This window comes from Methylobacterium organophilum (assembly GCF_022179465.1).
Classification (GTDB): Bacteria; Pseudomonadota; Alphaproteobacteria; order Rhizobiales; family Beijerinckiaceae; genus Methylobacterium; species Methylobacterium organophilum.
On sequence record NZ_BPQV01000006.1, the window covers coordinates 198,617 to 221,654 of the forward strand.

The window sequence follows — 23,038 nt, forward strand, 5'->3', positions numbered from 1 at the left end:
CGCTCTTACGGCCGCCATGGAGGTTCTGGTCGCGGCTTTGGGTATGGAGGAGGTCACAGACGCTCCTCCGGCGGCCATGGCGGTTACGGAGGACAGGGCCACTGACCCTGCTTCGCTCCCAAGCGGACCATGCGCGCCACGGTCGGCGCGACCGAGCCGGTGTTGATGAGAGCGCCCCGGAACAAGGCAGAGCGGGGAGCGTCCGGTGAAAACGTGGCACGGCCGCCCAGCATCGTCGCGACTGCCGACGTCACGGAGGCGCCTGCTAGGTCCTCGCCGTAATCCAGAGTGTATCGGGATATCCGCTCGGCGTCAGTGAGGATCGGGATCCCAATTCGAACTTGAGCGTTAGTGCTCGCGGCTAAGACTAAGGGAGGTCGTGATGACAATGAAAATGCCTACGGTTTTGCTGTTGACCGCAGCGCTTACGCTCGCACCGGCGGCAGCCATGGCTCAGCACATTGACGTCAATCCAGGCGGGGTGCAGGTGCCGGGAGGCTCACACGGGCCCCACGTCGTGGAGGAGCACCGCGATGGCGGCCACCAAGAGCGCCGGGAAGGGCGCCACGAGGAGCGTCGTGAAGGTCACGAACGTAGCACGCACCATGAAGAGCGTCACTGAGGACGGCTGATCGGGAAGTCGGCAGATATTGCCCGCGCCGCGTACGCGATGTAAAAACAAGCTTGGTACCGGTGCATCAAAATATCCAATACCTGCGAGCTGAAACTAAGTTTTTGGACCACGGAGGCGGCGATATAAAGCGCGCGCCGCGTCCATGTAGTCCTGGTCCTGATTTTTGGCGCAGAAGGCTCGCAGGAAATCTACTTGCTCCTGCAGCGGAAAGGATGGAGGCGTGAGATCAAGTCCCTCGTCCACGCCCTGAGGAGCCCGGATAAGCGCTCCGCTCATGAAGCCCTGTGCCCATGCGAAGTAATCACGCTGAAGCGCAGGATTTTCTCCTATCTCCTGATTGAAGTGGGCGCAGGTCGAGGCGCCAAGGCCAACGATCTTGACGGTATCGGCCGTAGCAGGACTTGATAACAGAATGCCAATCGCCGACGTGACGCTCAGGATCGGAATACTCGTTCGGTTCATCTCATGATCTTGAAGTGGCGTTCATCGAACGTCAACCGAAGCGCCCCGCCCCGGCCCAGGTTTTTGCCCAGCCCCGCTCGAGCGCCCCGGCATACCGTAGCGCCTCAACCGTAATATCTACGTCAAGACCTTCCCACGAACGATCGGCCGTCGAGGCGATGGCATCGCAACGGCTCACTAGAGATGTTTGGTCCCGCTGTGTGGTGATACAACTGATGCCGCATGGAGGGACGCGCTATGGGACAGGTTCTCCACGGCAGTAATTACTCACGCCCGTAGTGGCTGTGTTCAGGCGCCGACGGTCTTGAGGATGGTGCCGAAGGGGCTGGCGCCTGTGAGGCGTGCGGTATCGACGACGGTTCGGATATCGGCTTCGCCCTCGGCGGCCCACATGGCGCGGTAGCCGTTGGTCATCTTCCGCTGGACGACGGTCGGGCGCAGCAGCCGTTCCGAGCCGTTGTTGGTCGGCTCGACCTGGCCGGGATGGGCGAGGAAGACCAGAAGTTGGTCGCGGGCGCGGCCGATCTTGGCCTGCAGACCGCGCGTCAGGTCGCAGCGGCTTGGTTCGGCGAGGATGGCGCCGAGCTGCCGCTCCAAAGTTCGGCGCTTGGCGGCCCGCGTCGAAGTGGCCAAGTCGGTGACGCGCTCGGCCAGCGCGAACACGGATTGCAGCCAGAGTTGCAGGCGCCAGGGCACAGGGTCGTCGCTGGTCTCGACGACGTAGGCGACGTCGCGGGCGAGATGGGCGAGGCAGGTCTGGTGCTGGGCCGCATGGCCCTGCTGGGCGGTGTAGCGGTCCGAGATCCAGACCGAGGGCCGGTGCCCATCCATCATCGCCCGCACCACGACGGCGCCCCGCGTCGGGGAGGCCGTGTGCACCACCGCGTCAGTCGAGTGGAAGACCCAGTGGTAGGCGTTGCTGCCTTGGATGCCCACGCCGGTCTCGTCCGACGCAACGACGGCGGCACGGCGCAGCATCGCGACGGCGGCCTCGCGACCGGAATGGAAGCGGCCCTGCGCACGGCGGAGCAGGTTCATCAGGCCGCCCTGGCTGAGCCTCAGTCCGAACAGGTCGGACAGCGCCGCCTGCAGCCGCTCGTAGGAGAGCGCCTGGAAGGTCTTGAGATAGGTCGCCACCGCATGCAGCCGTGGCCCGAACGGGGTGTCGCGCGCCGCCTCCGGCACCGGCGCGACCATCCGTGCTCCGCAGGACGGACAGTGCACGGCAAGACGCCGATGCTGCGTCACCACCGGTGCGACCTCCGGCAGCTCGATCCGCTCAGACAGGCTGACGACCTCGGCCGACAGCTCCCTGTGAAGAGCGCCACCGCAGCACGAGCAGCGGTCGGGGCGATGATCGACCACCGCATCGGGATCGTCGGTCATGACGCGGCTGTGACCCTCGTGACCAGGCTTGGCGCCACCGGGCCTGGATTGCTCGCGCCGGTCCTTGTGATCGGTCGCCGGCGGCTTCGAGGAGGTGCGCGAGGTCTTCTCCGGTCGCTGCAGCCGCAGCACCAGCTCGATCAGTTCCTCGCGGCTCAACCGCTCAAGATCGCTGCGGCCCATCCCACGAAGGAATCAGCGAAATCCAACCTGCGCAAGAGGGTGAGGTCCACGCGATGCGAGGCGAAGCGGCACGCGCCAACTCGCGCCCGGACATACCCCGTGGGTAATTACCTTCAAGGCGCATCGGCAAACTCCACCAGGGCTGCCACTCGCACCAAGCTTCGCCAGCTTCGGACAAGGCTGCACTCATAGGCCTTGAAGTCCCGGAGATGCGGATTGGAGTTTGAAGTGACAGGCGTCTATCTCTTTGATCTTGTGTCGCAGCAGGCTCGCTACCTTGCGGTCCGTCAGTCCATGATTGCTGGCAATGTCGCCAACGCGAATACACCGGATTACAAAGCGCGTGACGTCCTGCCCTTCGCCGAAGTCATGGCCCGCACGGCTACGGCTAGCCTGTCGACGACAGCAAGCGGCCACCTGAACGCAGCAGACCCACCATTTAGCGCAACGAAGATCAAGGCTTCCGATGCCTGGGACGCGCTTTCGACCTCAAGCTCCGTCAGCCTCGAGCAGGAAATGCTCAAGGCCAGCGAGGTCAGCCGAGACCATTCCCTGAATATAGCGATCACGAAGGCATTCGACCGCATGTTGATGTTGAGTCTGAAGGGCTCCTGACGATCTTTTCTTATCTTTCCCACAAATCTGGACAAGCGCTTTCTGAATGACCAGCGGATAAACTTGCGCGACGAACGCAGCAGCCGAGTGCGTGATGCGAGTCAGGCTCATCGGCGAGAGGCAACCAGACGAAACCAGAGCCTACCTTCCAGCCATGATTGAACTCGCACGGTATCCTTTTGAAGCGTTCACCTGCTCGACTGCATGATCTCACTGCTTCCGGCTGCGGACCAGGGCCATTCGGCCGATCCAGATGGGATGCTCCGATACGCGGCGCACGCCCGTGAAGCCCGCCTCCGACAGGAACTTCGGCCATGTCCCCGACGTATGGGATCTGGTCGCCTCCGCACCATAGAGCAGCTGGGTGATTCGCAAGATCACATCTTCTCGCGAGGCCTTCGGCCGGTCGATGTCCGCCGCTAAGACGATGCCGCCCCTTCGAACGATCCGACGAAGCTCTCGCAAGTTATTGATTTTGTCCTCCGGTTCAAGACCATGTAAATTGAGAACCAACATGGCCTTGTCGAACTGACCTGCACTGAACGGCGTTCTTCTCGCATCCTCGAACGTCATAGCTTTGTAGTTGGGTAAGTTCATGCTAGATGCGCGCTTGAACGCTTTCGCGATCCGACGCCGATTGAACTCCACCGCAGTGAATTCGGTGTCTGGGAAGCGATCCGCATAATACAATGCGCGCAAGACGCTTCCAGGGCCACAGTCGAGAATGCATTCGCCGGGCCTTGGTACGAGTGCCTCCGAAAGTGGGACATACCATTTTGGGTCATCCAGAAGACAGGCATCGACCAGCATGCGGAAAGTCCCCGAGAGCCATTGGCCACGGACTTGCCGGCTGGCCGACACCTGAGTGTGTATGAGATCGGTTTGGCTCTTGGCATACAAGAAGCCTGTCGTGCTCTTGCCAGCCTGCACCTTCAGCATTCCCGTCGGGCAGAGAAGGGCGCTCTATCGGAGCAAATTTCAACGCCGGCGTCCGAGACCAGCCTCTCGACCTTGGCCTGCATTACCTTGCTCTGCTCCTCGGCAGCCATCCGTCGGTCGCACGCCGTCCAGAGATCCTTGACCTGATCGAATAAGCCTGTGCCCGTTGAACAGCGGGGTAACTCCGTGAAGCGCAGGGTCTCGCACTGGCTGAGCACGTTTGACTCCGCGCGCCGGCTGCTGTTGCCGATCTGAACATCGTTGAACAGGGTTTGGTTTACGGTGAGCGCCGCCCCACTCGGACGTGTGGTCTGCTTCAAGCCCCTGCCGGCCAGGTTCTTTCCGCCGACGAAACCCCTATGCCGGCCTGGACGGCCACGGTCGGGCGGTAGCCTGCCCGCACCCAGGCCATGGTCTCGTCGGTCGCCCGCACACCCGCGCAGCCCGTATTGGCCTGCGGATTGACACTGTAGACCCGCACGAGCGCTCTCCAGCGTCTCGGCCCGAACGCAGATGGCCGCTGCCCCGATCGCCGTCAGCGCGGCTAATCCCATGGCAACGGGCCGATGCCTCACCGGCAGCCCGTCTGGCACGAGCAATGCGCTCTGGAGGTGGCAATCGTCCTCCCTCTGCGAACTCGGGGCATGCGAACCGGTTCGGCGAGGCGGCATAGGCATCATGGGGTCGTCGCCTTGTGCAAGGCGGAGGTGTGAACGGTGGCAGGATGGCCCGCGCCGGCTTCGTGCGCCGCGGAGCATTTTTCGTACTGATCGCCGGTGGCGATCATGATCAGCCGCTTGCGGCCGCCATCGACGGAACGAACTGCCAGGAGCGTGTGTCCGCCGGACCAGACCACAGTCTCCGGTCTACCATCCTTGACGGGTTCGCCGTGGCGCCGGACCCCTTCCTGGTAGATGGGCTCGTAGCGTGCGGAGAGTTCGGCTTCCGGGAAGTCTCGGCTGACCCAGATGACCTGCTGCAGGCCTTCGTCCCGGCAGATCTCAAGGACGACCTGCTGCGTGTCCGGCCCGGAAGCCGGCGGCTGCCCATGAAAGTAGAACAGGGCCGTGATGTTGGCCTCCCGATCCGCCATAGACGGCTTCGGCACCGTCGTCACAGGCCCCCAGGACAACCCAAATGGAGCCTCCGCGGCCTGCGCCAAGGCCGTGCTGCCCAGCGAGAGCAGTGCCATCGCGAAGATGGGGCGGATCCCTCTCGAACCCGCCCGGCCTTCTGATGCGGCACGGTCCGGACCGGATCTGTGACTTCGCCCAAGACGTAGGGGCTTCTGAGGGGACATGATCGCCTCACTCCGCGGCCGGCCTGAGCGGCGGATAGGCGCGATCCCTGGTCGCGTCCTTCACGGAGGATTTCGGGGTCTCCTTGCCGCCGAAGCGCGCGTAGAGCGCCGGCAGCACGATAAGCGTCAGTAGGGTCGCGCTGATCAGGCCGCCGATGACCACGGTGGCGAGCGGCCGCTGCACCTCAGCCCCCGTCTCAGTAGCCAAGGCCATCGGCACGAACCCGAGCGAGGCGACCAGAGCGGTCATCGCCACGGGCCGCAATCGGGTCATGGCGCCCTCCAGGATCGCCTCGCGCTTCGGCCGCCCCTCGGCGATGAGCTGCTTGATGAAGGTCAGCATCACGAGGCCGTTGAGCACCGCCACGCCCGACAGGGCGATGAACCCCACCGCGGCCGGGACGGAGAACGGCATGCCGCGCAGCCACAAGGCCGCGATGCCGCCGGTCAGCGCCAGGGGCACCGCGCTGAACACCAGGAGCGCGTCCCGCGGTGAGCCAAGCGCCGAATAGAGCAACAGGAAGATCAGGAAGAAGCAGACCGGAACCACGATCATCAAGCGCTGCCGGGCCGAGGCGAGGTTCTCGAACTGCCCGCCCCAAGCAACATAGTAGCCGGCCGGCAGCTGCACCTGTTGCGCAACCTTGGCCTGCGCCTCGGCCACGAGCGAGCCGATATCGCGCCCGCGCACGTTGGCGGTCACGACGACGCGGCGTTTGCCGTTCTCGCGGCTGATCTGGTTCGGCCCCTCCGTGACGGAAAAGCTCGCCACCTGCTTCAGCAGCACCGAGGCGGCCCGCCCGTTCGGGCCGGGCGGGAGCGCGACGGGCAGGTTCTCCAGCGCCTCGCGATCCTCGCGGACCTTGTCGGTCAGGCGCACCACGATGGGAAAGCGCCGGTCGCCCTCGAACACCACGCCGGCTTCCCGCCCGCCAATCGCCGCGCCGATCACCTCCTGGATCGCCCCCGTGCTGAGGCCTAAGCGCGCGGCCTCAGCCTTGTTGATCCTGATCTCCAGGAAGGGCAGGCCCTGCGTCTGCTCGACCTTGACGTCCTCGGCGCCCGCCGTCCCCTTCAGGATGGCCGCGATCTGGTTGGCCACCTTGAGCATCGGCTCGAACTCCTCGCCGAACACCTTCACGGCGAGGTCGCCACGGGTACCGGCCAGGAGCTCGTTGAAGCGCAGCTGGATCGGTTGCGAGAACTCGAACACGTTGCCGGCCAAGGCGCCGGCGGCTTTCTCAATCTGCTCCTGCAGCTCGGCCTTGGACAACTCTGGGTCCGGCCACTCCTCCTGGGGTTTGAGGATCACGAAGGTGTCCGAGGAGTTCTGCGGCATCGGGTCGGAGGCGACCTCGGCCGTACCCGTCTTCGAGAAGACGTAGGCCACCTGCGGGAACTTCGAGACCGCCTGCTCGATCTTGAGCTGCATGGCCTGGGACTGGGACAGCGAGGTCGAGGGGATGCGCAGCGCGTTCATGGCGATGCTCTTCTCGTCGAGCGTCGGGATGAACTCCGCGCCGAGCCGGGTGAACAACACGCCGGCCCCGGCGAGCAGCAGGAGCGAGCCTAGGATGAACGCCATCGGGGCCCGCACAGCCCCGGCCAGGGCCGGGCGATACGCCGCCTTGAACCCCCGGATGATGAGGTTGTCCGTCTCGGTGACCTTGCCGGTGATCACGATGGCGATCATGGCCGGCACGAAGGTGAGCGAGAGAACGAAGGCCGCGACCAACGCGATGATGACGGTCAGCGCCATCGGCTCGAACATCTTGCCCTCGACGCCCGTGAAGGTGAGGAGCGGCACGTAGACGAGGATGATGATGGCCTGCCCGAACAGCGACGGCTTGATCATCTCCTCGGCCGAGGCCCGCACCGTGGCGAGCCGCTCCTCGAGCTCCAGCTTGCGCCCAAGTTCGTGCTGCTTCTCCGCCAAGTGCCGGAGCGAGTTCTCGGCGATGATCACGGCGCCGTCGACGATGAGGCCGAAGTCGAGGGCGCCCAGGCTCATCAGGTTGGCCGAGATCTTCGCCTCGACCATGCCGGTCATGGTCATCAGCATGGCGACCGGGATGACCAGCGCCGTGATGATGGCGGCTCGGATATTGCCGAGCAGCAGGAACAGGATGACGATGACGAGCGTCGCGCCCTCGGCGAGGTTCCGGGCCACCGTCTTGATGGTGGCCTCGACCAGCAGCGTCCGGTTGAGGACCGTCTGCACCTCGATCCCGGGCGGCAGCGACTTGCGGATCTCGTTCATCTTGGCGTCGACGGCCGCCGCCACCGTGCGGCTGTTCTCGCCGATCAGCATCAGGGCCGTGCCGACGACGACTTCCCGGCCGTTCTCGCTGCCCGAGCCGGTGCGCAGGTCACGTCCGATCCGCACCTCGGCGATGTCGCGGATGCGCACCGGAACGCCGCCGCGGGTGGTGACGACGACGTTGGCGATCTCGTCCATGCTCTCCAGGCGTCCGGCCGCGCGCACGACATAGCCCTCGCCGTTGTCCTCCAGGTAGCGCGCACCCTGGTTGGCGTTGTTGGCCTGGAGCGCCCGGGCGACGTCGCCGAACGAGAGGTCGAGGGCGGTCAGCTTCGCGGGATCGGGCTGGACGTGGTACTGCTTCTCGTAGCCGCCGATGCCGTCGACGCCGGCCACGCCCGGGACGGTCTTGATCTGAAGGCGGATGATCCAGTCCTGGATCGTGCGGAGATAAGCTGATCTCTCCAGCTCGGTCGTGAGGCGCTGCCCCTCCGGGGTCAGGTAGCTGCCGTCGGATTGCCAGCCCGGCTTACCGTCGAGGACGGGCGCTTTCTCGCCGGCTTTCTTGTAGTTCACTGTCCACATGTAGATCTCGCCCAGGCCAGTCGAGACCGGGCCCATCTGCGGCTCGGCCCCGGGCGGCAGGTCACTCTTGACCTGGTTGAGGCGCTCGGCGACCTGCTGCCGGGCGAAGTAGATGTCGAGCTTCTCGTTGAAGACGGCGGTGACCTGCGAGAAGCCGTTGCGCGACAGCGAGCGGGTGTATTCGAGCCCCTTGATGCCAGCGAGCGCGGTCTCGACCGGGTAGGTGACCTGCTTCTCGATGTCGACGGGTGAGTAGGAGGGCGCGACCGTGTTGATCTGCACCTGGTTGTTGGTGATGTCCGGCACCGCGTCGATGGGCAGCTTGGTCAGCGAGAACACACCGAAGCCGGCGGCGAGCAGCGACAGCAGCACCACGAGCCAGCGCTGGTGGACCGAGAAGTCGAGGATGCGACTGATCATGGCGAGCGTCCCGTCTCAGTCGTGGTGCTCGGCTTCGCCCTTGCCGAGCTCAGCCTTGAGGAGGAAGGTGTTCTTAACGGCGATCTCCTCACCCGGGGTCAAACCGGCAATAATCTCGACCGACTCATCGTCCGATTTGCCCGTTTTGACATCACGTCGCTCGAAGCCGTCCGCGGTGCGCACGAAGGCGACCTTCTCATTACCCATGCTCTGGAGTGCGTCGCGGGGCACCTTCACCTTGGCGCTGTCCTGGCCGACCTGGATTTCGGCCGAGACGAAGGTGCCCGGCCGCCAGCTGAAATCCTGGTTGGGCAGCGCCGCGATCACGCGGGCCGAGCGGGTCTCAGCGTTCAGGATCGGGCTGACGAAGATGATCTTGCCCTTTGCCCGCTGGCCCGCATCCTCGTCTCGGGGGGCGATCAGAACCTCCGCGCCTTCCCGAACCTTGGCGAGATCCGTGGTCGGCACCGCGAGCTCTACCCAGACTGTGGAGAGGTCGGCGACTGTGTAGAGGTCGGCCGGGTCACCCTGACCGCCCACCGTCGTCCCGACGTCGACCTTGCGCTCAACGACGCGTCCAGTCAGCGGCGAGCGCAACTCGTATCGACGCAGGCTCGACTGGTTCGGGGTAGCCTCATCCCGCTTCTGCGCCGCCGCAACCTCATCCGCGTTGAGCCCCAGAGCGGAGAGCTTCTGCCGGGCTAGGTTCAGGCGCAGCTGCGTTTCGGAATAGGTAGCTCGTGCTTGAAGGAACGTGGCCTCGGCTGAGATCCGCTTATCCCAGAGCGCCTGCTGCCGGTCGTAGTTGGTCTTCTCCAACTCGGCGCGCACCGATGCCGTCAGATACTCACTCTTGGCATCTGCCACCTCGCGGCTGTCGAGGACGGCGACGACTTCGCCCTTCTTCACGGGATCGCCCAGACGCTTGAGCATCTCCGCTACGGTGCCGACGACCCGGGCGGGGACCCGCGCGACCCGGTCGATGTCCGGCGTGATTGTGCCGGGCGCCATCAGGTGCCGTGAGAGCACACCGCCCTCGACCGATGCGACCGCGATCTCCTGGTTGGTGATCTGCTCGGGCGACATCTTGATCTGCCCCTCGGCGGCATGGTCCTCCGCCTTCTCGCCGGCCGGCTTCTCGGCTTCGGCCTTCGGAGCCGCTGGGTTTTCCGGAACGGGCTCCGTCTTCATCAGGCCCGTCGCCGCCAAGGCTCCCTGGATGACCTGAGACACGCGCGGGACGGCACCGCCGATCGCGACGCCCACCGCCAGAACTATCAAAATGAGAATGGCACGCATGACGCTGACCTCGACCGGGTCTTCGGGTGTCGACTGCGCGACGGCGCGCAGTCGATCGGTCCCAAACCCCACATGACCTCAACGCCCGGCACCTGGGTCAGGCTCGAGCGACGAACACCCACCGCAGCGGTGGGACGGGTCAGACTCGGGGCGGTCTGCGGAGCGGGGAGGCGGGACGGGAGGCGAGCGGCTCGGTCTGGACGCGATAGACGACTCTGTCAGCCGTCCGAACCGGCTCGAACGTGACCGGCTCGGCCCGCATCACTTGGTGACATCCGCAGTGAACGTGGAGCAGAATGCCCGCATCCGCTGGGTCGCTAGAGCTTGTGTGATCCGCAGCCGACTGCGACGACAGCGTCAGCAGACCATCGCTCTGGATGGGGCTCGGTGCCGCGGCAGTTTCAGAGGTGATGATGGAGAAAGCGAACACGAAGGCCACCAGGCACGCCACGGCAGCGCGCAGCAGGCGCGCCGAGTCGCTCATCCAAGGGTACCGCAGGCTCGTCATCGCAGCCCTGATCTACGATCGACCGCAAGCAAGCACAAGGTATGCACCCCTCTGGCCGGAATGAGACACTTCGTCGCCTGAGACTGCTTCAAGCGTCCCTGCCGGGAAATGACGGATTGGCTGCCCCTTTCCGGTCCGGCACGGCGCCCGACGAACGCGCGGCCGTATCGGTTTTCGGCTCCTCTGGATCGGTTTCGGATCCTCTACCGTTGGCATCGCCCCCACCGTGGTGGGCGGCCTGCTTCAGCGGCACGAGGTAGCGCAGCGTCAGATAGGTGACGAGGCTCAGGATGGCGGCGATGTCATAGAGGCCGTAGCCCACCGCCGCCCCGAGTGCGCCCGTGGCCCACAGGCTGGCGGCGGTCGCGGTGCCGGAGGCACGCCCGGCATGCTTCAGGATCGCACCGCCGCCGATGAAGCCAACGCCCGTGATCACGCCTTCCAGGATGCGGGCCTGTCCCGTCGAGTCCGCCCCGAGCACGCGGATCGCGACCAGCACGAAGCCGCAGGCGGCAACCGCGACGAGGGGAAAGGTGCGGATGCCGGCCGAGCGCTCCTCCTGCTCGCGGTCCCACCCGATCGGCGCCGCGAGCGCGTAGGCGATCGCGAGATCGACGAGATGGGATGCCACCTCCCAGAGGCTGAAGGCCGTGAACTTCATCGACGTGACGGTTCTTTCTCGATAGCGTTGCGCGGTGCGCCCCACGGGCAAAGGTAGCTTTCAGCATGATCGCCGATGCGCGAGCCGGCACGACTCAGGTGGCGATCTCCTCGATCACCAGCATGCCGAGGAAGCCTATGAAGAACATCGCGGTAGTCCAGGGTTGCTCGGGTACGGCATGCGCCTCCACGAGCAGCTCTTCGGTGACGAGATAGAGCAGCGCGACGAGCGCGAAGGCGAAGAAGCCGGCGAGATAGGGTCCGGGCAGCGCACCGATCGGCGTGCCCAGAAGTGCGCCCATCGGCAGCAGGAGCGCGAGACCGGCCACGGTACCGACCACACGTCCCGCGGATCCGCTCGTTTGTTTCAGCTTGGAGGCGACCGCGATCCCGAGAAACAGCACCTCGAGCGTGAGTGCGCCCGTCAGCAACAGGCCCTGCTTCGCCCCGGCCGCGAAGCCGATGCCGAGGACCAGGCCGTCGATCAGGATGTCGATCCCGACCGTCGCGATGAGCCCGGTCGACCCCTTCGCCTTCTCTCCCAGGCGCTTGACCAGGAGCATCAGGGCGACACCGAGGGCTCCGCCGACGATCACCGCGATCGGGGATTGCTGATGCTTGAGGTCGGGCAGGATCTCGCCCGCGACCGCGGCGAACAGGACGCCCGCGGCGAGATGCTGGACGGCGCTGGTGACCGCCGGGCCAGGCTGACGCACGGCGGCGACGGCGGCCCCTAGTACCGTCGCGAGGGCTGGGATGAGCGTGTAGGCCCAAGCTGACATCGAAGTTCCGTATTCCTGGATTGCGACGGGGACACACCATCGGCGGCGGAGGCCGAGCGGCTCAGGTCCCTCAGATGCGCAGAGCCTTTTCCTCGGTTCGAAGCGCCGCATCCTCAATCTGGATCGTGACGTGATCGACCTTGAACTCGTCCGCCAGGATCTGCCGTGCGTGGCGCAGCACGCGGGCGGCGTCACCCGCCCCAGGCACCACCAAGTGCCCGCTCATCGCGTCGAGACCCGAGGTGATGGTCCAGACGTGCAGGTCGTGCACGCCGGCCACGCCTGGGATCTCGGCCAAGCGGCGCTCCAGCAGCACGACGTCAACCTGGGGCGGGGTGCCCTCCAGCAGGATATGGGTGACCTGGCTGAGCAGACTCCAGGTGCGCGGCACGATAAACAGGCCGATGCCGGCTCCCACGATCGGGTCGGCCAGCCGCCAGCCCGTGACCATCACGATCACCGCCGCCACGATCACCCCGAGCGAGCCGAGCATGTCGGAGAGCACCTCGAAGTAGGCGCCCTTGACGTTCAGGCTCTCCGACGAGCCGCCGGACAGGAGGCGCATGCTGATCAGGTTGACCACCAGGCCGACGGTCGCCACCGCCAGCATCGGGCCGCCGATGACCTCGGGCGGGTCGACGAAGCGGCGGTAGGCCTCGTAGAGGATGTAGATTGTGAGGACGAGGAGCACGACGGCGTTGGCCAGCGCCGAGAGCACCTCCGCGCGCAGGTAGCCGTAGGTCCGCTGCGGCGTCGCGGGCCGCTCGCCGAAGCGGATCGCCAGGAGTGCCAGCGCAAGACCTCCTGCGTCGGTGAGCATGTGGGCGGCATCGGCCAGGAGCGCGAGGCTGCCGGTCAGCAAGCCGCCGACCACCTCGGCGGCCATGTAGGTCAGGGTCAGCCCGAGCGCCCAGACCAAGCGCCCGCGGTGCCGCCCCGCGGCCGAGCCGCCGAGGGTTGCTCCATGATCATGCCCTGCACCCATTCCGGTTCCTCTTTCCTGAGCGGACGATCACAGCGTCCCGGTGACGCGGGCGGCGGAGCAAAAAGATGCGTCGACACCCTGACGATCACGGCCTGATGGCTCGCCGCGGCGCCGGCATTCCTCGGGGCAGCGAACCGGCCCAACCGCCGCTCCTCCAGCGATGAGCCCGGACTGCGGGGCAGGGACGCACGCGCTCACGCCGCGGGCTCGAGAGCCTCGCTCGGCTGCGCCGTGTCGCCCCCGCCCTGCGTGCCGCCGGAACCGAAGAACCCGAGCAGGCGCAGCGCGTTCGCGGTGACGATCACGGTGGCCCCCGTATCGGCCAGGATGGCGATCCACAAGCCCGTCAGCCCGAGCACGCTCGTGACCAGGAACACCGCCTTGAGCCCCAGCGCGACGGCGATGTTCTGGCGGATGTTGGCCATGGCGGCCCGCGCCAAGCGGATCATCTCCACGACGTCGTAGGTGTGGCTCCTCAGGAGCGCGCCGTCGGCGGTCTCCAGGGCCACGTCGGTGCCCGAACCCATGGCGATACCCACGCTCGCCGCCGCCAGTGCAGGTGCATCGTTGATACCGTCGCCCACCATCATGACCCGGCCCCCCACCCCGAGCGCCCGGATCACCGCGACCTTGTCATCGGGCATCTGCTCGGCGCGGAACTCCAGACCGAGCGCGCTCGCGATCGCCGCACCGGTGCGCGCGTTGTCGCCTGTGAGCATGATCGGACGGATGCCGAGATCCTGTAGGGCTGCAAGAGCCGACTTCGCGTCGAGACGCGGCTCGTCGCGCAGGGCGATCAGCCCCACCAAACGGCCGCCCACCACGAGCGCCGTGACGGTTTTGCCCTCCGCTTCAAGCGCGGCGCTCCGCTCGCTCGCCCCGGCCGGCCAGGTCGTACCGCCTTCGGCAAAGCGCGGAGCACCGAGAAAGATCTCCTGCCCGCCGAGCGAGCCGGTCACGCCCTGACCCGGAACGGCCCTGACCCCGTCGGCGGGCTGGATCCGGCAGCCCGTCGTCCTGGCCCACTCCACGATCGCGACGGCGAGCGGATGGTTCGATCCGGTCTCGACGGCCGCAGCCAGCCGCAGCACCTCAGCCTCGCTACCGGAATAGACCGCGACGTCCGTCACCCGCGGCGCTCCTTCGGTCAGCGTGCCTGTCTTGTCGAAGGCGATGACCTGCGTATTCGCCGCCGCCTCGATCACGGCGCCCCCCTTCATCAGCAAGCCGCGGCGCGCGCCGGCCGACAGGGCCGATGCGATCGAGGCCGGCACCGAGATCACGAGCGCGCACGGGCAGCCGATCAGCAGGAGCGCGAGCCCGCGATAGACCCAGGTCGACCAAGCCCCCCCGAACAGGAGCGGCGGCACCAGAACGACGAGGAGGGCGAGGCCGACGATGAGCGGCATGTACCAGCGCGAGAAGCGGTCGATGAAGCGCTCCGTCGGCGCGCGCGCCTCCTGCGCCTCCTCGACGAGGCGGATGATGCGCGCGATCGTGTTATCCTCGGCGGCCTTGGCGACGCGCACCCGGAGTGCCGCCTCGCGGTTGATCGAGCCCGCGAAGACGCCGTCCCCCGCCCCTTTGGTGCTCGGGAAGGATTCCCCCGTCACAGGAGACTCATCGATGCCGGACGTGCCGGAGAGGATGACGCCGTCGGCCGGGATGCGATCGCCCGGTCGCACCAGCACTGTCTGGCCGATCGTGAGCGAGGCGGCCGGCACGTCTCGGGCGATGCCGTTCTCCTCGACCAACGCTGTTTTCGGGACGAGTTCGCCGAGCGCCCGGATGCCGGCGCGGGCTCGGTCGGCCGCCACGCCCTCCAGCACCTCGCCGACCGCGAACAGGAACACGACGAGGGCGCCTTCCTCCGCGGCGCCGATGAACAGGGCGCCGGCAGCGGCGATCGACATCAGCATCTCGATCGTGAACGGCATGCCGGCGCGCGCGGCCGCGATGGCGCGCTGGGCGACCGGCGTGACCCCGACCAGCGTCGCGCCCACGAATGCCCAGAAGGCCAGCGCGGGAACGCTGAGCTTGATCGTCCAAGCCAGGGCGAGCATGGCGCCGGTGAACAGGACCAGACGGCCCTTGCTGGCCTGCCACCAAGGCCTGTCAGCGCTCTCGCCATGTGCGTGCCCTTGCTTTGCGAGAACGCCGTCATGCTGGTCTGCCGCCGTCAGGGGTGCCTGCTCGTCCTGGTCACAGCCCGGCTCACCACAGCCGTGTGCTGCGTTCGCATCGCGGCGGCCGAGCAGCTCGTGCTCGGGACCGGAAGTGAGGGATGGCGGCAATTTGCGCGTGAGCGTGTAGCCGAGGCCGGCCACGCGTTTCTCGACGGTCCTTGAGGAGATCTGGGTCTGATCGATCGTGGCGGTCAGGGTCTCGGTGATCGTCGAAGCCCTGACGTCGCTGACGCCCGGCAACTTGGCCAACGCCGTTTGGATCTTGCCGACGCAGCTGGCGCAATCCATCCCCTCGACCTTCCAGGTGAAGGTCGAACCGTTCTCGCGCGCGGCGTCCGCACTGTGTCCCGTCATGAGATCCTCCTGCTCCCCGGCAGCCTAGAACCTTTAGCCGCTAGAGGAGCAAGGAGCGGTCGGTCTCAGCCTTGGCTCTGCCACTGCGTCATGACCTCTTGGCTCGACCTGCTGAGGTGCACATGCGCGTCGACGCGCTCGACCCAGGCGAGCGGGATGAGGTGATGCGCGCCGTGCGCGGCCGGATCGTTCCGGGTCAGCTTGATCTGATCGGATCCCTGCATGTGGTCGACGGTGCCGACATGGTGCCCATCGGACGCCTTGACCTCCATGTGCTCTTTGATCTGGCTTGCATCGATCATGACGTATCTCCTCGACCTGAGACGGCTGACACATGGTATGAGGGGAGACGCTCGACGAGCGCCTCGCGCGCTAGGCGGCCATCTTCCGGCAGCTCTCGGCGCAAGTCCGATACCGTTCGAGGCCGATGAGAACACCGTCTCGCCCTGGAACCGGGGATAGCGACGAGAGAACCAGCGCTGCAAGGAATGGTTGCGCACAGTCGTGCTCGAGCCCAACATCGATGATCTCGGAGTATTCCCGCGGGGGGTCTCGTGCTCGGTCCGGAAGAGCCGCTCGAGATCGCAATCCATGATTCAGTCGCGCGCCAGCGACGACGTGCGGGGACGTCGCGGATCAACGGAGGGAGAGACGACGATGAGACGCAGCGCCCTGTCGACCCTGCTTTGGCTCGGCTGCCTGCACGGAGCCCATGCTCAGGAAGCCCCATTTGGCCTGTCCTGGGGACCCGTCGACACGGTGCCGAAGCCCTCGATGGTCGACCGCGAAGCGAACATCACGGCGCTGACCTACTTCCACGACCGTCCGCTGGCCGCGGGCATCGATACGGACGAGGTCATCCTGGAAGTCTGCCGGGACGAGGGCCTGCAGCAGGTCATCTGGCTCAGCCGTCCGCTCTCGGAGGCCGAACTGCCGTCGCGCTACGAGGCCATCTACCGGGAGGGCGTGCGGCGGTACGGTCAGCCGCAAACCGAGCCGGGTGCCGAGACTGTGTCGTGGCCGTCTGGACGCGCGCTCCTGGCCGTCAGGAAGGCTGTTCCCGGCGAGCGGCGCTTGACCATGCTGGCCAGGGGCGACCACTACGAGGCGTGCTCGGTCGCCCACCAGGCGGCCACAGGCCACCCGGCCTCCCGGCACGCGTCGGACCTAATCCTCGGGCAGACCCCGTGAAGCAGGTCGCGATCATCCGCACCGGGCCTACGATGGCGGCCGATCCACAAACCGCCGAGATAATCGGGCTCGGTGCGACGCCATATGCGGCCTTGATCGGACAATCGCCGCCTTGGTGCCCGGACATGACGATGCGGCCTGAGCCCGGGGCTTCATGAGCGGTGCGCCGCAGTGGGCTTCGTCAGCGGACGACGATCGGCCGACCTGCGGGCCCCGTCCTCCTTTCGAGAGCAAGCCGGTTCCCGCAAACCTGTCCCGCCGGGATCATCCCGGACGGGACGACATGGACGCCACGCACGCCCTCCAGCGCAGGCTTCGAGGCCGGGGGGTGGCGCCCGTACCGGTCGCCCCGCGCCAGCTGTGCTGCGCAGCCGAGAAGCTCACAAGTGGCATCGAACCGTCATCGGCCGTCGATAAAACAGGCGCACCCGGAGATTGCCGCCTGTTTCGGCGGTGACGCGCCCCTGACCGAACCCGCGGCATTCGGGGAACGATCGATCGCGCGCACGACCACGATGCGTTTCGAATGTCGCCCCATTCGCCCGCACGCGGGTTCGCAGTCGTGATTACGGCCGATGGGAAGAGCGGCATGGCTGCCGTCGCTGCGAGCAACCCACACGCTATGCCGCTTGAATTCTGGAAGTTCGGCCTCTCCCCGTCCCGCTCCATAGGCGTGGCGAGGGGCGTGAGGGCGGTGTCTACCTCGGTGGTACGCGTGGCTATCTCATCGGCCGGGGTCGTCAGCTCAACCCGAACCCGGCGGCGGGCTTGCACGAAGCCGCTCGTCCATGGTTAGCAGCGCGGCCAAGTTTGGGCGGATGCCGCATCGTGTCCTGGTCACCGCATCGCTAGTCCGGGTTCGGTTCACGCATGTGGAGGCGGCACGATGAGCCGGTGGAGACAGGCCGCAGGACGCCTCCGCGCAGGTGCAGGGGTTGCGACGTTGCTCGCTGGCGTGTCCACCGGCGCCCACGGGGCCAATCTCGCCACGCCGACGCCACACGACGCGACGCACCTGCCCTCCTTCGGTGCCTGGGCGGGCGGCTATATCGGATGGCAGGGCAGCGCCGGTGACGCCTTCGGCAGCTTCGGCTTCGGTTCCGGCATGATCGGCCGCCGTTCGGTGCCGGAATTCCGCACCGGGGATGCCACGGGCCGCAACGATGCCGGGCGCGATGCGACCACCGCGCTCGGCGGCCTGTTCGGCGGGTATGCTTGGCAGAGCGGCCCGTTCGTGTATGGCCTTGAAGCCGACGTTGACGCCTCGAACCTGGAGCGGCCCGTGTCCAGGTGCTGATCGCCCAGCAGGGCTACCTCTCGGCCCTGGTCACTTCGGCGGGCGCGCGCGCCACCCAGTACGCCGACACCGCCGCCCTGTTCGTGGCGCTCGGCGGCGGCTGGTGGAACCGGGCCGACGTGGCCCCGCCCCCGCCCGAGAAGGACCCGCTCAAGTTCCTGTGAAGGGGCTCTCCCGCGGGACCGGCCAGCCGTCCGCCTCGGGGTCCGCCCGAGCCCAAATCGCACGCCGACGGTCGGGCAGGGCATCCACGCGACTGAGCCGACGCGGCTCAGATCCCCTCGCCAGCTCATGCTGGGCGGTTCTGTCCATGAACGCCGGGCCCGGTGTCGGCCTCGGGAGGTCGGTCATGTGATGGCTCACGAACGGTCGCGGGCGTGGCGCGTCGGTGCCGAGCCCAAGGTCCGGCCCATGGGATTCCGTCAGGGGCATGGATTGGATCCCCGGCCCCGGACGTTTCCTTCCGATCCAGGAGGGTAACGATGGTAAGCGTCAGGCTTTCACACGTTTGCTGCCGGTTTGACGGCGGTCGACCAGTTCCAAGGCAGGAGTACGTCGAGATCTCGGGCCGGATGACCGCTGCTCATCCGGGTCAACACGTCGGTGAGGTAGGCATAGAGCTCGACGCCGTTGAGCTTGGCCGTCTCGATCAAAGAAGCGATGACGGCCCACCGCGCTCCGCCGCCATCTGAACCGGCGAACAGGTAGTTCTTGCGCCCGACCGCCATCACCCGTTCATTCTGCCCATGTCGGGCAGGAAGCGGAGGTTCGTTATCGCGGGCACCCCCATTCCGGCCGGAAGGTGCTGGTGCGCCGGGTCGAGCAGCGGACGTACGGCCCGATTCTCCTGGTGCAAGCGCCTTCCGGCGTTGTGATCGTCATGGCCGGATGGATGTTCGACCCGGTTCACTGCGCCGGCATGACGTCCGGGTCTCCGCGCGTCGATGTCACGGCGCTGATCGAGCTGGCGCGGCTGTTGAGTGGGGCAGACAGCCCCGCAAAGTTCCGGAGCGATGTCGGCATCGTTCCGGAGGCACAGGATGGAACCTTTCAAGCGGCCGGCCGCGGTGCCGGATCGGCAGATCAGCTTCCTCTTCGAACAGGACGGGCTGGAGGGCCTGAGCGCTCAGGAACGCGACACGGTCGTCGCAATGCTGGCGCAGATCCTCATGCAGGCCGGCGGCCTCGGCGTCGAGGAGCTTGACGATGACGAGCGCTGAGCTGCTCCCGCCAGCCATCCTGAAGCGAACGGCGGTCGTCTATGTGCGGCAGTCGACGCAATCCCAGGTCATGACCAATCTCGAGAGCAAACGGCGCCAGTACAATCTGGTCGATGTCGCCCGCCAGCGCGGCTTTGTCGACGTCGAGGTCATCGACGATGATCTCGGCCGGTCGGCGAGCGGACTTTAGCAACATCACCGCGCCGACGCGCCCGAACAAAGCCCCGCTTCCGTTTGCCAGCGCCCTGGGCCTACGCGCTCTGCCACGCCGCATGAATGGCCAAAGATACCATGCAGGGAGCTGGAGATTGGATCACTCTCCGGTTCTCTGACCTTGGACCGGAGTTGGCCATGCTTGATCGTGAACAGATCCAGACAAACCTGCCTGAGGTTGCTGTGTTCGTCACGCTGGAACTCAGCAAGTCGGCATGGCTCCTGGCCGCCCAGGCCGTCCCGAGCGGGAAGACCTCTGCACACCGGGTGAGCGGCGGCGACGTGGAGGGCCTGCTCGCCTTGCTGCGCCGCCTGCAGGCTCGCGAACAGCGCAGCTCCGGCCGAGAGGTCGCGATCATCCTCGGCTACGAGGCCGGATACGACGGCTTCTGGCTGCAGCGCCGCCTCGCGGCCGAGGCAATCACCTGCTTCGTCATGGATCCCGGCAGCCTCCAGGTCGACCGCCGCGCGCGACGGGCCAAGACCGACCGGCTCGACGCGGCCATGCTGCTCCGGGCCCTGATGGCGTGGTGCCGCGGCGATCACGCCGCCTGCCGCATGGTGCAGGTGCCCTCGGTCGAGCGCGAGGATGCGCGGCGCACTCATCGCGAGCGCCAGCGCCTGATCGCGGAGCGGGTGCAGCACGTCAACCGGATCAAGGGCCTGCTCGCCACCCAGGGCGTCTACACGTTCCAGCCGCTGCGACGCGACCGTTGGGAGCGGTTGAAGGAGGTGCGCACCGGCGACGGGCGCGACCTGCCTCAGCGCCTGCGCGGCGAGATCGAGCGCGAGTTCCGGCGGCTGGAACTCGTGCTCGAACAGGTTGCGGCCGCCGAGGCCGAGCGCGATGCCGCCGTGGCGGATCCGGCCGTCACGGACGCCGACGCCGAGAAGGTGGCGCGTCTGGCCCGGCTCGGTGGCATCGGCACCGAGCTGGCCACGGTGCTGGTGCGCGAGGCGCTGTACCAGCCGTTCGCCAACCGCAAGCAAATGACCGCCTATTCCGGGCTCACGCCGAACCCGTACGCCAGCGGCGACCGACAGCGCGACCAGGGCATCTCAAAGGCCGGGAACCCACTCCTGCGGAAGTCGATGGTCGAGCTGGCGTGGCTGTGGCTGCGCTATCAGCCGGGCAGCGGGCTCGCCCGCTGGTTCGTCGAGCGGTTCGGCACCGGACGCGGGCGCATCCGCAAGATCACCGCGGTGGCGCTGGCGCGCAAGCTGCTGGTCGCCCTGTGGCGCTATCTCGCCACCGGGCTGGTTCCAGAGGGCGCGCGCCTGAAAGCGGCCTGAGGATCAAGGTTCGTCCGCCGGGCCGGTCCACGGCATGTCGGACGAGTGGGGGCAGGCGTGTGACCGGAGCTCGACGGGGTTTGCTGCCGTCGCCAAAGATGGGTCCCGCCGCCTTCAGCCGGTTCGCCTCGCATGAGGCATCTTGGTCAGGAACGTTCTGTTCCGCCGGACACGAGTGGATCCGCGAGCCCGGCGCTCGCACGACATCCCGGCTCCCCCGCCCGTCCGAAACGTCGATCACCGACCCCCTTGCGGAAATGCCTCATACGAGAGTTTGGATGAAGGACCGGCCGCGCTGCGGGCACCTTCAAACGTAAGTGCCGGCGCTCCGTCTTGCAGCTCCCGCACAAACTGCATAACCTGTACGCGTGGACGCTCGTTAGAGCGCTGGCAGCAATAGCTTTTTTGGTTGCAGGTTCGAGTCCTGCCGGGCCCACTTATCCCCGAGAGATGGAGCGTCTGCGGGCTCTTGCGAATGGCGGCCGCTCTTTTGCGGAGACCCACGGGAGCAGCTGTATTGGCTTCTGCGCTAGATGGTTGGTGACCGCTGGAACCTTTTTCAGCTCCTCCAGCATCAATGCCAGAGCTGTCGGATCGCAATAACGCTCGTCTGTTTCACCGGACCCGGCGTGTCCAAGGATGTCGGCTCTGATTTCCGTGTGAACGCGGGCTTGCTTAAGATTGTTGCCGAGCGAATGTCTGAAGGAGTGGATGACCTTTTTACGTTCTGCTTCGTTTGAGATCGCTTTTCGAAGTCCGCTGCTAAATTCATCGTAGAGGCGATCGCCGAGCGGCGAGCTTGAGTTTGGCGATTTTAGATCCGGAAACACGAGTCCGTATCCGAGTGCGCGAACAGCTTTGACGTAGTCCAAAAACCCGAGGCGGAGCACCTCTGGGTGCAAAGCGACAAACCGAATAGATTGAACGTTCTTAAGACGACGCGTTTCGTTGAATCGAAAAGCAAGGTATGCAATCCCGCTTGCCTCCTCCACGTCGTCGACATGAAGTCCTGCAATTTCCTCTCGTCTCGCGCCTGTATAATAGAGTAAAATAATTGCGAAGTACAAAGCGCGATGGAATACCTGATCGCCGGTGGTAAACGGATCGCGCCACGAACGACAGCCTGTGAAGCAGGGCAGTCGGAAGATCGCCGCAACATCGTCGTTGCTAAGAGATGGTCGCCGGTTACGTGCCCTGTCCCGCTTGCGGGCGCGAAGGAGCGCGAGATCGATGCTCGCATCAATCGCGAGGCCCTGCGCTTTGAGAAATGTTACAAGCTGTCCGAGGAAAGTCAGGTGACGGTTGATGGTATCCCCGACGATGCCTCGTTTGTTGGTTGGAAGCTTGGCGCCAATCTCACGCAGTTCGGCAGTGCTGCGTTCGGCATCACGAGGGCTCTTACCATACGACGGCGAGACGGACCGCAAAAGATCAACTAATTCGGCAAAATGGCTCTGCCGAAGATCAGTCACACGGATGAGGCCGTTCTCGACGAGTAGCTTGGCGAACAGGGCAAAAATCTGACGCGCCTGGTGCTGTGTTTTTGCATCCCAGGTTTCGTCACGAGCGCGCCCGGCGATCATCGCCTCCCCGAACGCTATGATTGGATGCATCCCCTTCTGATGAGGCTCTTGGTCCGTCGTATCCAGCGCGAGGTCCGGGCTTGCTGACACGATTGCAACGCCTGTCGGCATTTGAGGGACGGCATCAGCGTTTGATTGCGAACGAGCTGTACTCACGGTTGCCGTCGAGCCTGTGGCCTCCGGCGGCACCTGCGCTTCCCTCAGCAGGATCGCGTCGCGCAGTGTGACCTCTTCGATCCGAAGACCATCGTAGCGGCGCTCAGTTGCAAAGGCCGCCGCGGACATACCGCGGAAGGCAATCTCCTGAGCTAGAGACAAGTTAGTCATGGTCGGTGCGACCGCTTGGTTTGCGAGCAGCCCTTCCAGCCGAGCGCGAGGCATCAGGTGGCCGTTCTGGCGCACCATCGCGGCCAGCGTCGCCCGTGCTTCCTCAATGTCGAGGTCATTCAGCCCGTCGCGACGCATCTCATCAGCCAACGGAGTATCAATGGTCGCTGCCGCGCCGCGCGCTCCAAGGATACGCAGGATCCATCCCATACGCCGATCGGCACGCCGGCTCGCCTCAGGATCGAAGTCCGGTTCTGCACGTTCTGCCGCAGCGATCCGGTCGAGTTTTTCGAGGTGGGCCAATAGGCTTTCGCGAAAGATGCCGTCGAGCTGGCGGCGGCTCATGATGAGATCGG

18 protein-coding genes and 3 pseudogenes are annotated in these 23,038 nt (G+C 66.0%); 7 read left to right on the plus strand and 14 right to left on the minus strand.

Annotated features, from left to right (window positions below; genetic code table 11):
• Positions 1–727 precede the first annotated feature (727 nt).
• Together MFF21_RS12140 and tnpC are read right to left on the minus strand one after the other, a co-directional pair.
• Positions 728–1,096 (minus strand): hypothetical protein, encoded by a 369-nt coding sequence (locus MFF21_RS12140; RefSeq protein ID WP_083469526.1) that lies wholly within the window; start codon positions 1,094–1,096, stop codon positions 728–730.
• Between the two features lie 288 nt (positions 1,097–1,384).
• Positions 1,385–2,665, minus strand: coding sequence for an IS66 family transposase (gene tnpC, locus MFF21_RS12145; RefSeq protein WP_048447848.1), 1,281 nt, complete (start codon positions 2,663–2,665; stop codon positions 1,385–1,387).
• A 216-nt stretch (positions 2,666–2,881) separates the two neighbouring features.
• Between tnpC and flgB the strand changes: the two genes are divergently transcribed.
• Positions 2,882–3,280, plus strand: a complete 399-nt coding sequence (flgB, locus tag MFF21_RS12150) for a flagellar basal body rod protein FlgB (protein WP_210329328.1) — start codon at positions 2,882–2,884, stop codon at positions 3,278–3,280.
• A 210-nt stretch (positions 3,281–3,490) separates the two neighbouring features.
• Here the strand turns inward: flgB and MFF21_RS12155 are convergent, their stop codons facing one another.
• From MFF21_RS12155 to MFF21_RS12200, 10 genes are all read right to left on the minus strand, one after another.
• On the minus strand, positions 3,491–4,219 hold the full coding sequence (locus MFF21_RS12155; RefSeq protein WP_083469527.1) for a class I SAM-dependent methyltransferase: 729 nt from the start codon (positions 4,217–4,219) through the stop codon (positions 3,491–3,493).
• Positions 4,213–4,539, minus strand: a complete 327-nt coding sequence (locus MFF21_RS12160) for a hypothetical protein (protein WP_135419748.1) — start codon at positions 4,537–4,539, stop codon at positions 4,213–4,215. Before MFF21_RS12160 ends, MFF21_RS12155 begins: the two co-directional genes overlap by 7 nt.
• A gap of 356 nt (positions 4,540–4,895) precedes the next feature.
• A complete protein-coding gene (locus tag MFF21_RS12165) occupies positions 4,896–5,312 on the minus strand; it encodes a threonyl-trna synthetase (protein WP_236012818.1) in 417 nt (138 codons plus the stop codon).
• A 214-nt stretch (positions 5,313–5,526) separates the two neighbouring features.
• Positions 5,527–8,784 carry an efflux RND transporter permease subunit gene (locus tag MFF21_RS12170; protein ID WP_048447851.1) on the minus strand — a complete coding sequence of 1,086 codons (3,258 nt, stop codon included), beginning with the start codon at positions 8,782–8,784 and terminating at the stop codon, positions 5,527–5,529.
• A 15-nt stretch (positions 8,785–8,799) separates the two neighbouring features.
• Complete coding sequence (locus tag MFF21_RS12175) at positions 8,800–10,083, minus strand: efflux RND transporter periplasmic adaptor subunit (RefSeq protein WP_048447873.1); 1,284 nt, start codon at positions 10,081–10,083, stop codon at positions 8,800–8,802.
• Positions 10,084–10,679: 596 nt separating this feature from the next.
• Positions 10,680–11,297, minus strand: a complete 618-nt coding sequence (locus MFF21_RS12180) for an MgtC/SapB family protein (protein WP_425492767.1) — start codon at positions 11,295–11,297, stop codon at positions 10,680–10,682.
• 49 nt (positions 11,298–11,346) lie between these two features.
• The gene (locus tag MFF21_RS12185; protein WP_048447853.1) at positions 11,347–12,033 is read right to left on the minus strand and encodes a ZIP family metal transporter; all 687 of its coding nucleotides are present in this window, start codon (positions 12,031–12,033) and stop codon (positions 11,347–11,349) included.
• Positions 12,034–12,103: 70 nt separating this feature from the next.
• A complete protein-coding gene (locus MFF21_RS12190; protein ID WP_048447854.1) occupies positions 12,104–13,018 on the minus strand; it encodes a cation diffusion facilitator family transporter in 915 nt (304 codons plus the stop codon).
• Positions 13,019–13,212: 194 nt separating this feature from the next.
• Positions 13,213–15,558 (minus strand): heavy metal translocating P-type ATPase, encoded by a 2,346-nt coding sequence (locus MFF21_RS12195; RefSeq protein WP_048447855.1) that lies wholly within the window; start codon positions 15,556–15,558, stop codon positions 13,213–13,215.
• A 65-nt stretch (positions 15,559–15,623) separates the two neighbouring features.
• The gene (locus MFF21_RS12200) at positions 15,624–15,860 is read right to left on the minus strand and encodes a DUF2171 domain-containing protein (RefSeq protein ID WP_048447856.1); all 237 of its coding nucleotides are present in this window, start codon (positions 15,858–15,860) and stop codon (positions 15,624–15,626) included.
• A gap of 355 nt (positions 15,861–16,215) precedes the next feature.
• Here MFF21_RS12200 and MFF21_RS12205 point away from each other — a divergent pair, with 355 nt between their 5' ends.
• The 3 genes and pseudogenes from MFF21_RS12205 to MFF21_RS12215 form a co-directional block, all read left to right on the plus strand.
• Positions 16,216–16,749 carry a hypothetical protein gene (locus tag MFF21_RS12205; protein WP_048447857.1) on the plus strand — a complete coding sequence of 178 codons (534 nt, stop codon included), beginning with the start codon at positions 16,216–16,218 and terminating at the stop codon, positions 16,747–16,749.
• Positions 16,750–17,704: 955 nt separating this feature from the next.
• Positions 17,705–18,046 carry a hypothetical protein gene (locus MFF21_RS12210; protein ID WP_048447858.1) on the plus strand — a complete coding sequence of 114 codons (342 nt, stop codon included), beginning with the start codon at positions 17,705–17,707 and terminating at the stop codon, positions 18,044–18,046.
• Positions 18,037–18,210, plus strand: a pseudogene (locus tag MFF21_RS12215) (histidine kinase); the annotation flags it as partial. The gene MFF21_RS12210 and the pseudogene MFF21_RS12215, both read left to right, overlap by 10 nt.
• A 336-nt stretch (positions 18,211–18,546) precedes the next feature.
• Here the strand turns inward: MFF21_RS12215 and MFF21_RS12220 are convergent.
• Positions 18,547–18,780 (minus strand): annotated as a pseudogene (locus tag MFF21_RS12220) (transposase domain-containing protein); the annotation flags it as partial.
• 306 nt (positions 18,781–19,086) lie between these two features.
• Here MFF21_RS12220 and MFF21_RS12225 point away from each other — a divergent pair.
• The 3 genes and pseudogenes from MFF21_RS12225 to MFF21_RS12235 all read left to right on the plus strand — a co-directional run bounded on the left by MFF21_RS12225 (position 19,087) and on the right by MFF21_RS12235 (position 20,772).
• Entirely contained in the window at positions 19,087–19,266 is a 180-nt protein-coding gene (locus MFF21_RS12225; RefSeq protein ID WP_048447860.1) for a hypothetical protein, read from the plus strand.
• Positions 19,253–19,450: pseudogene (locus tag MFF21_RS12230) on the plus strand (recombinase family protein); the annotation flags it as partial. The gene MFF21_RS12225 and the pseudogene MFF21_RS12230, both read left to right, overlap by 14 nt.
• Before the next feature lie 167 nt (positions 19,451–19,617).
• Positions 19,618–20,772 (plus strand): IS110 family RNA-guided transposase, encoded by a 1,155-nt coding sequence (locus MFF21_RS12235; protein WP_048447862.1) that lies wholly within the window; start codon positions 19,618–19,620, stop codon positions 20,770–20,772.
• Positions 20,773–21,209: 437 nt separating this feature from the next.
• Here MFF21_RS12235 and MFF21_RS12240 read toward each other — a convergent pair whose 3' ends face one another.
• Positions 21,210–23,027, minus strand: coding sequence for a site-specific integrase (locus MFF21_RS12240; protein WP_167350808.1), 1,818 nt, complete (start codon positions 23,025–23,027; stop codon positions 21,210–21,212).
• Between the last annotated feature and the right edge of the window lie 11 nt (positions 23,028–23,038).

Coding starts and splice junctions, on each gene's coding strand:
- MFF21_RS12235 (WP_048447862.1), top strand. CDS start 19,618: ATGCTTGATCGTGAACAGATCCAGACAAACCTGCCTGAGGTTGCTGTG.
- MFF21_RS12190 (WP_048447854.1), bottom strand. CDS start 13,018: ATGGGTGCAGGGCATGATCATGGAGCAACCCTCGGCGGCTCGGCCGCG.
- tnpC (WP_048447848.1), bottom strand. CDS start 2,665: ATGGGCCGCAGCGATCTTGAGCGGTTGAGCCGCGAGGAACTGATCGAG.
- MFF21_RS12175 (WP_048447873.1), bottom strand. CDS start 10,083: ATGCGTGCCATTCTCATTTTGATAGTTCTGGCGGTGGGCGTCGCGATC.
- MFF21_RS12195 (WP_048447855.1), bottom strand. CDS start 15,558: ATGACGGGACACAGTGCGGACGCCGCGCGCGAGAACGGTTCGACCTTC.
- MFF21_RS12140 (WP_083469526.1), bottom strand. CDS start 1,096: ATGAACCGAACGAGTATTCCGATCCTGAGCGTCACGTCGGCGATTGGC.
- MFF21_RS12170 (WP_048447851.1), bottom strand. CDS start 8,784: ATGATCAGTCGCATCCTCGACTTCTCGGTCCACCAGCGCTGGCTCGTG.
- MFF21_RS12240 (WP_167350808.1), bottom strand. CDS start 23,027: ATGAGCCGCCGCCAGCTCGACGGCATCTTTCGCGAAAGCCTATTGGCC.
- MFF21_RS12155 (WP_083469527.1), bottom strand. CDS start 4,219: ATGCTGAAGGTGCAGGCTGGCAAGAGCACGACAGGCTTCTTGTATGCC.
- MFF21_RS12185 (WP_048447853.1), bottom strand. CDS start 12,033: ATGTCAGCTTGGGCCTACACGCTCATCCCAGCCCTCGCGACGGTACTA.
- MFF21_RS12225 (WP_048447860.1), top strand. CDS start 19,087: ATGGAACCTTTCAAGCGGCCGGCCGCGGTGCCGGATCGGCAGATCAGC.
- MFF21_RS12200 (WP_048447856.1), bottom strand. CDS start 15,860: ATGATCGATGCAAGCCAGATCAAAGAGCACATGGAGGTCAAGGCGTCC.
- MFF21_RS12205 (WP_048447857.1), top strand. CDS start 16,216: ATGAGACGCAGCGCCCTGTCGACCCTGCTTTGGCTCGGCTGCCTGCAC.
- MFF21_RS12165 (WP_236012818.1), bottom strand. CDS start 5,312: ATGGCGGATCGGGAGGCCAACATCACGGCCCTGTTCTACTTTCATGGG.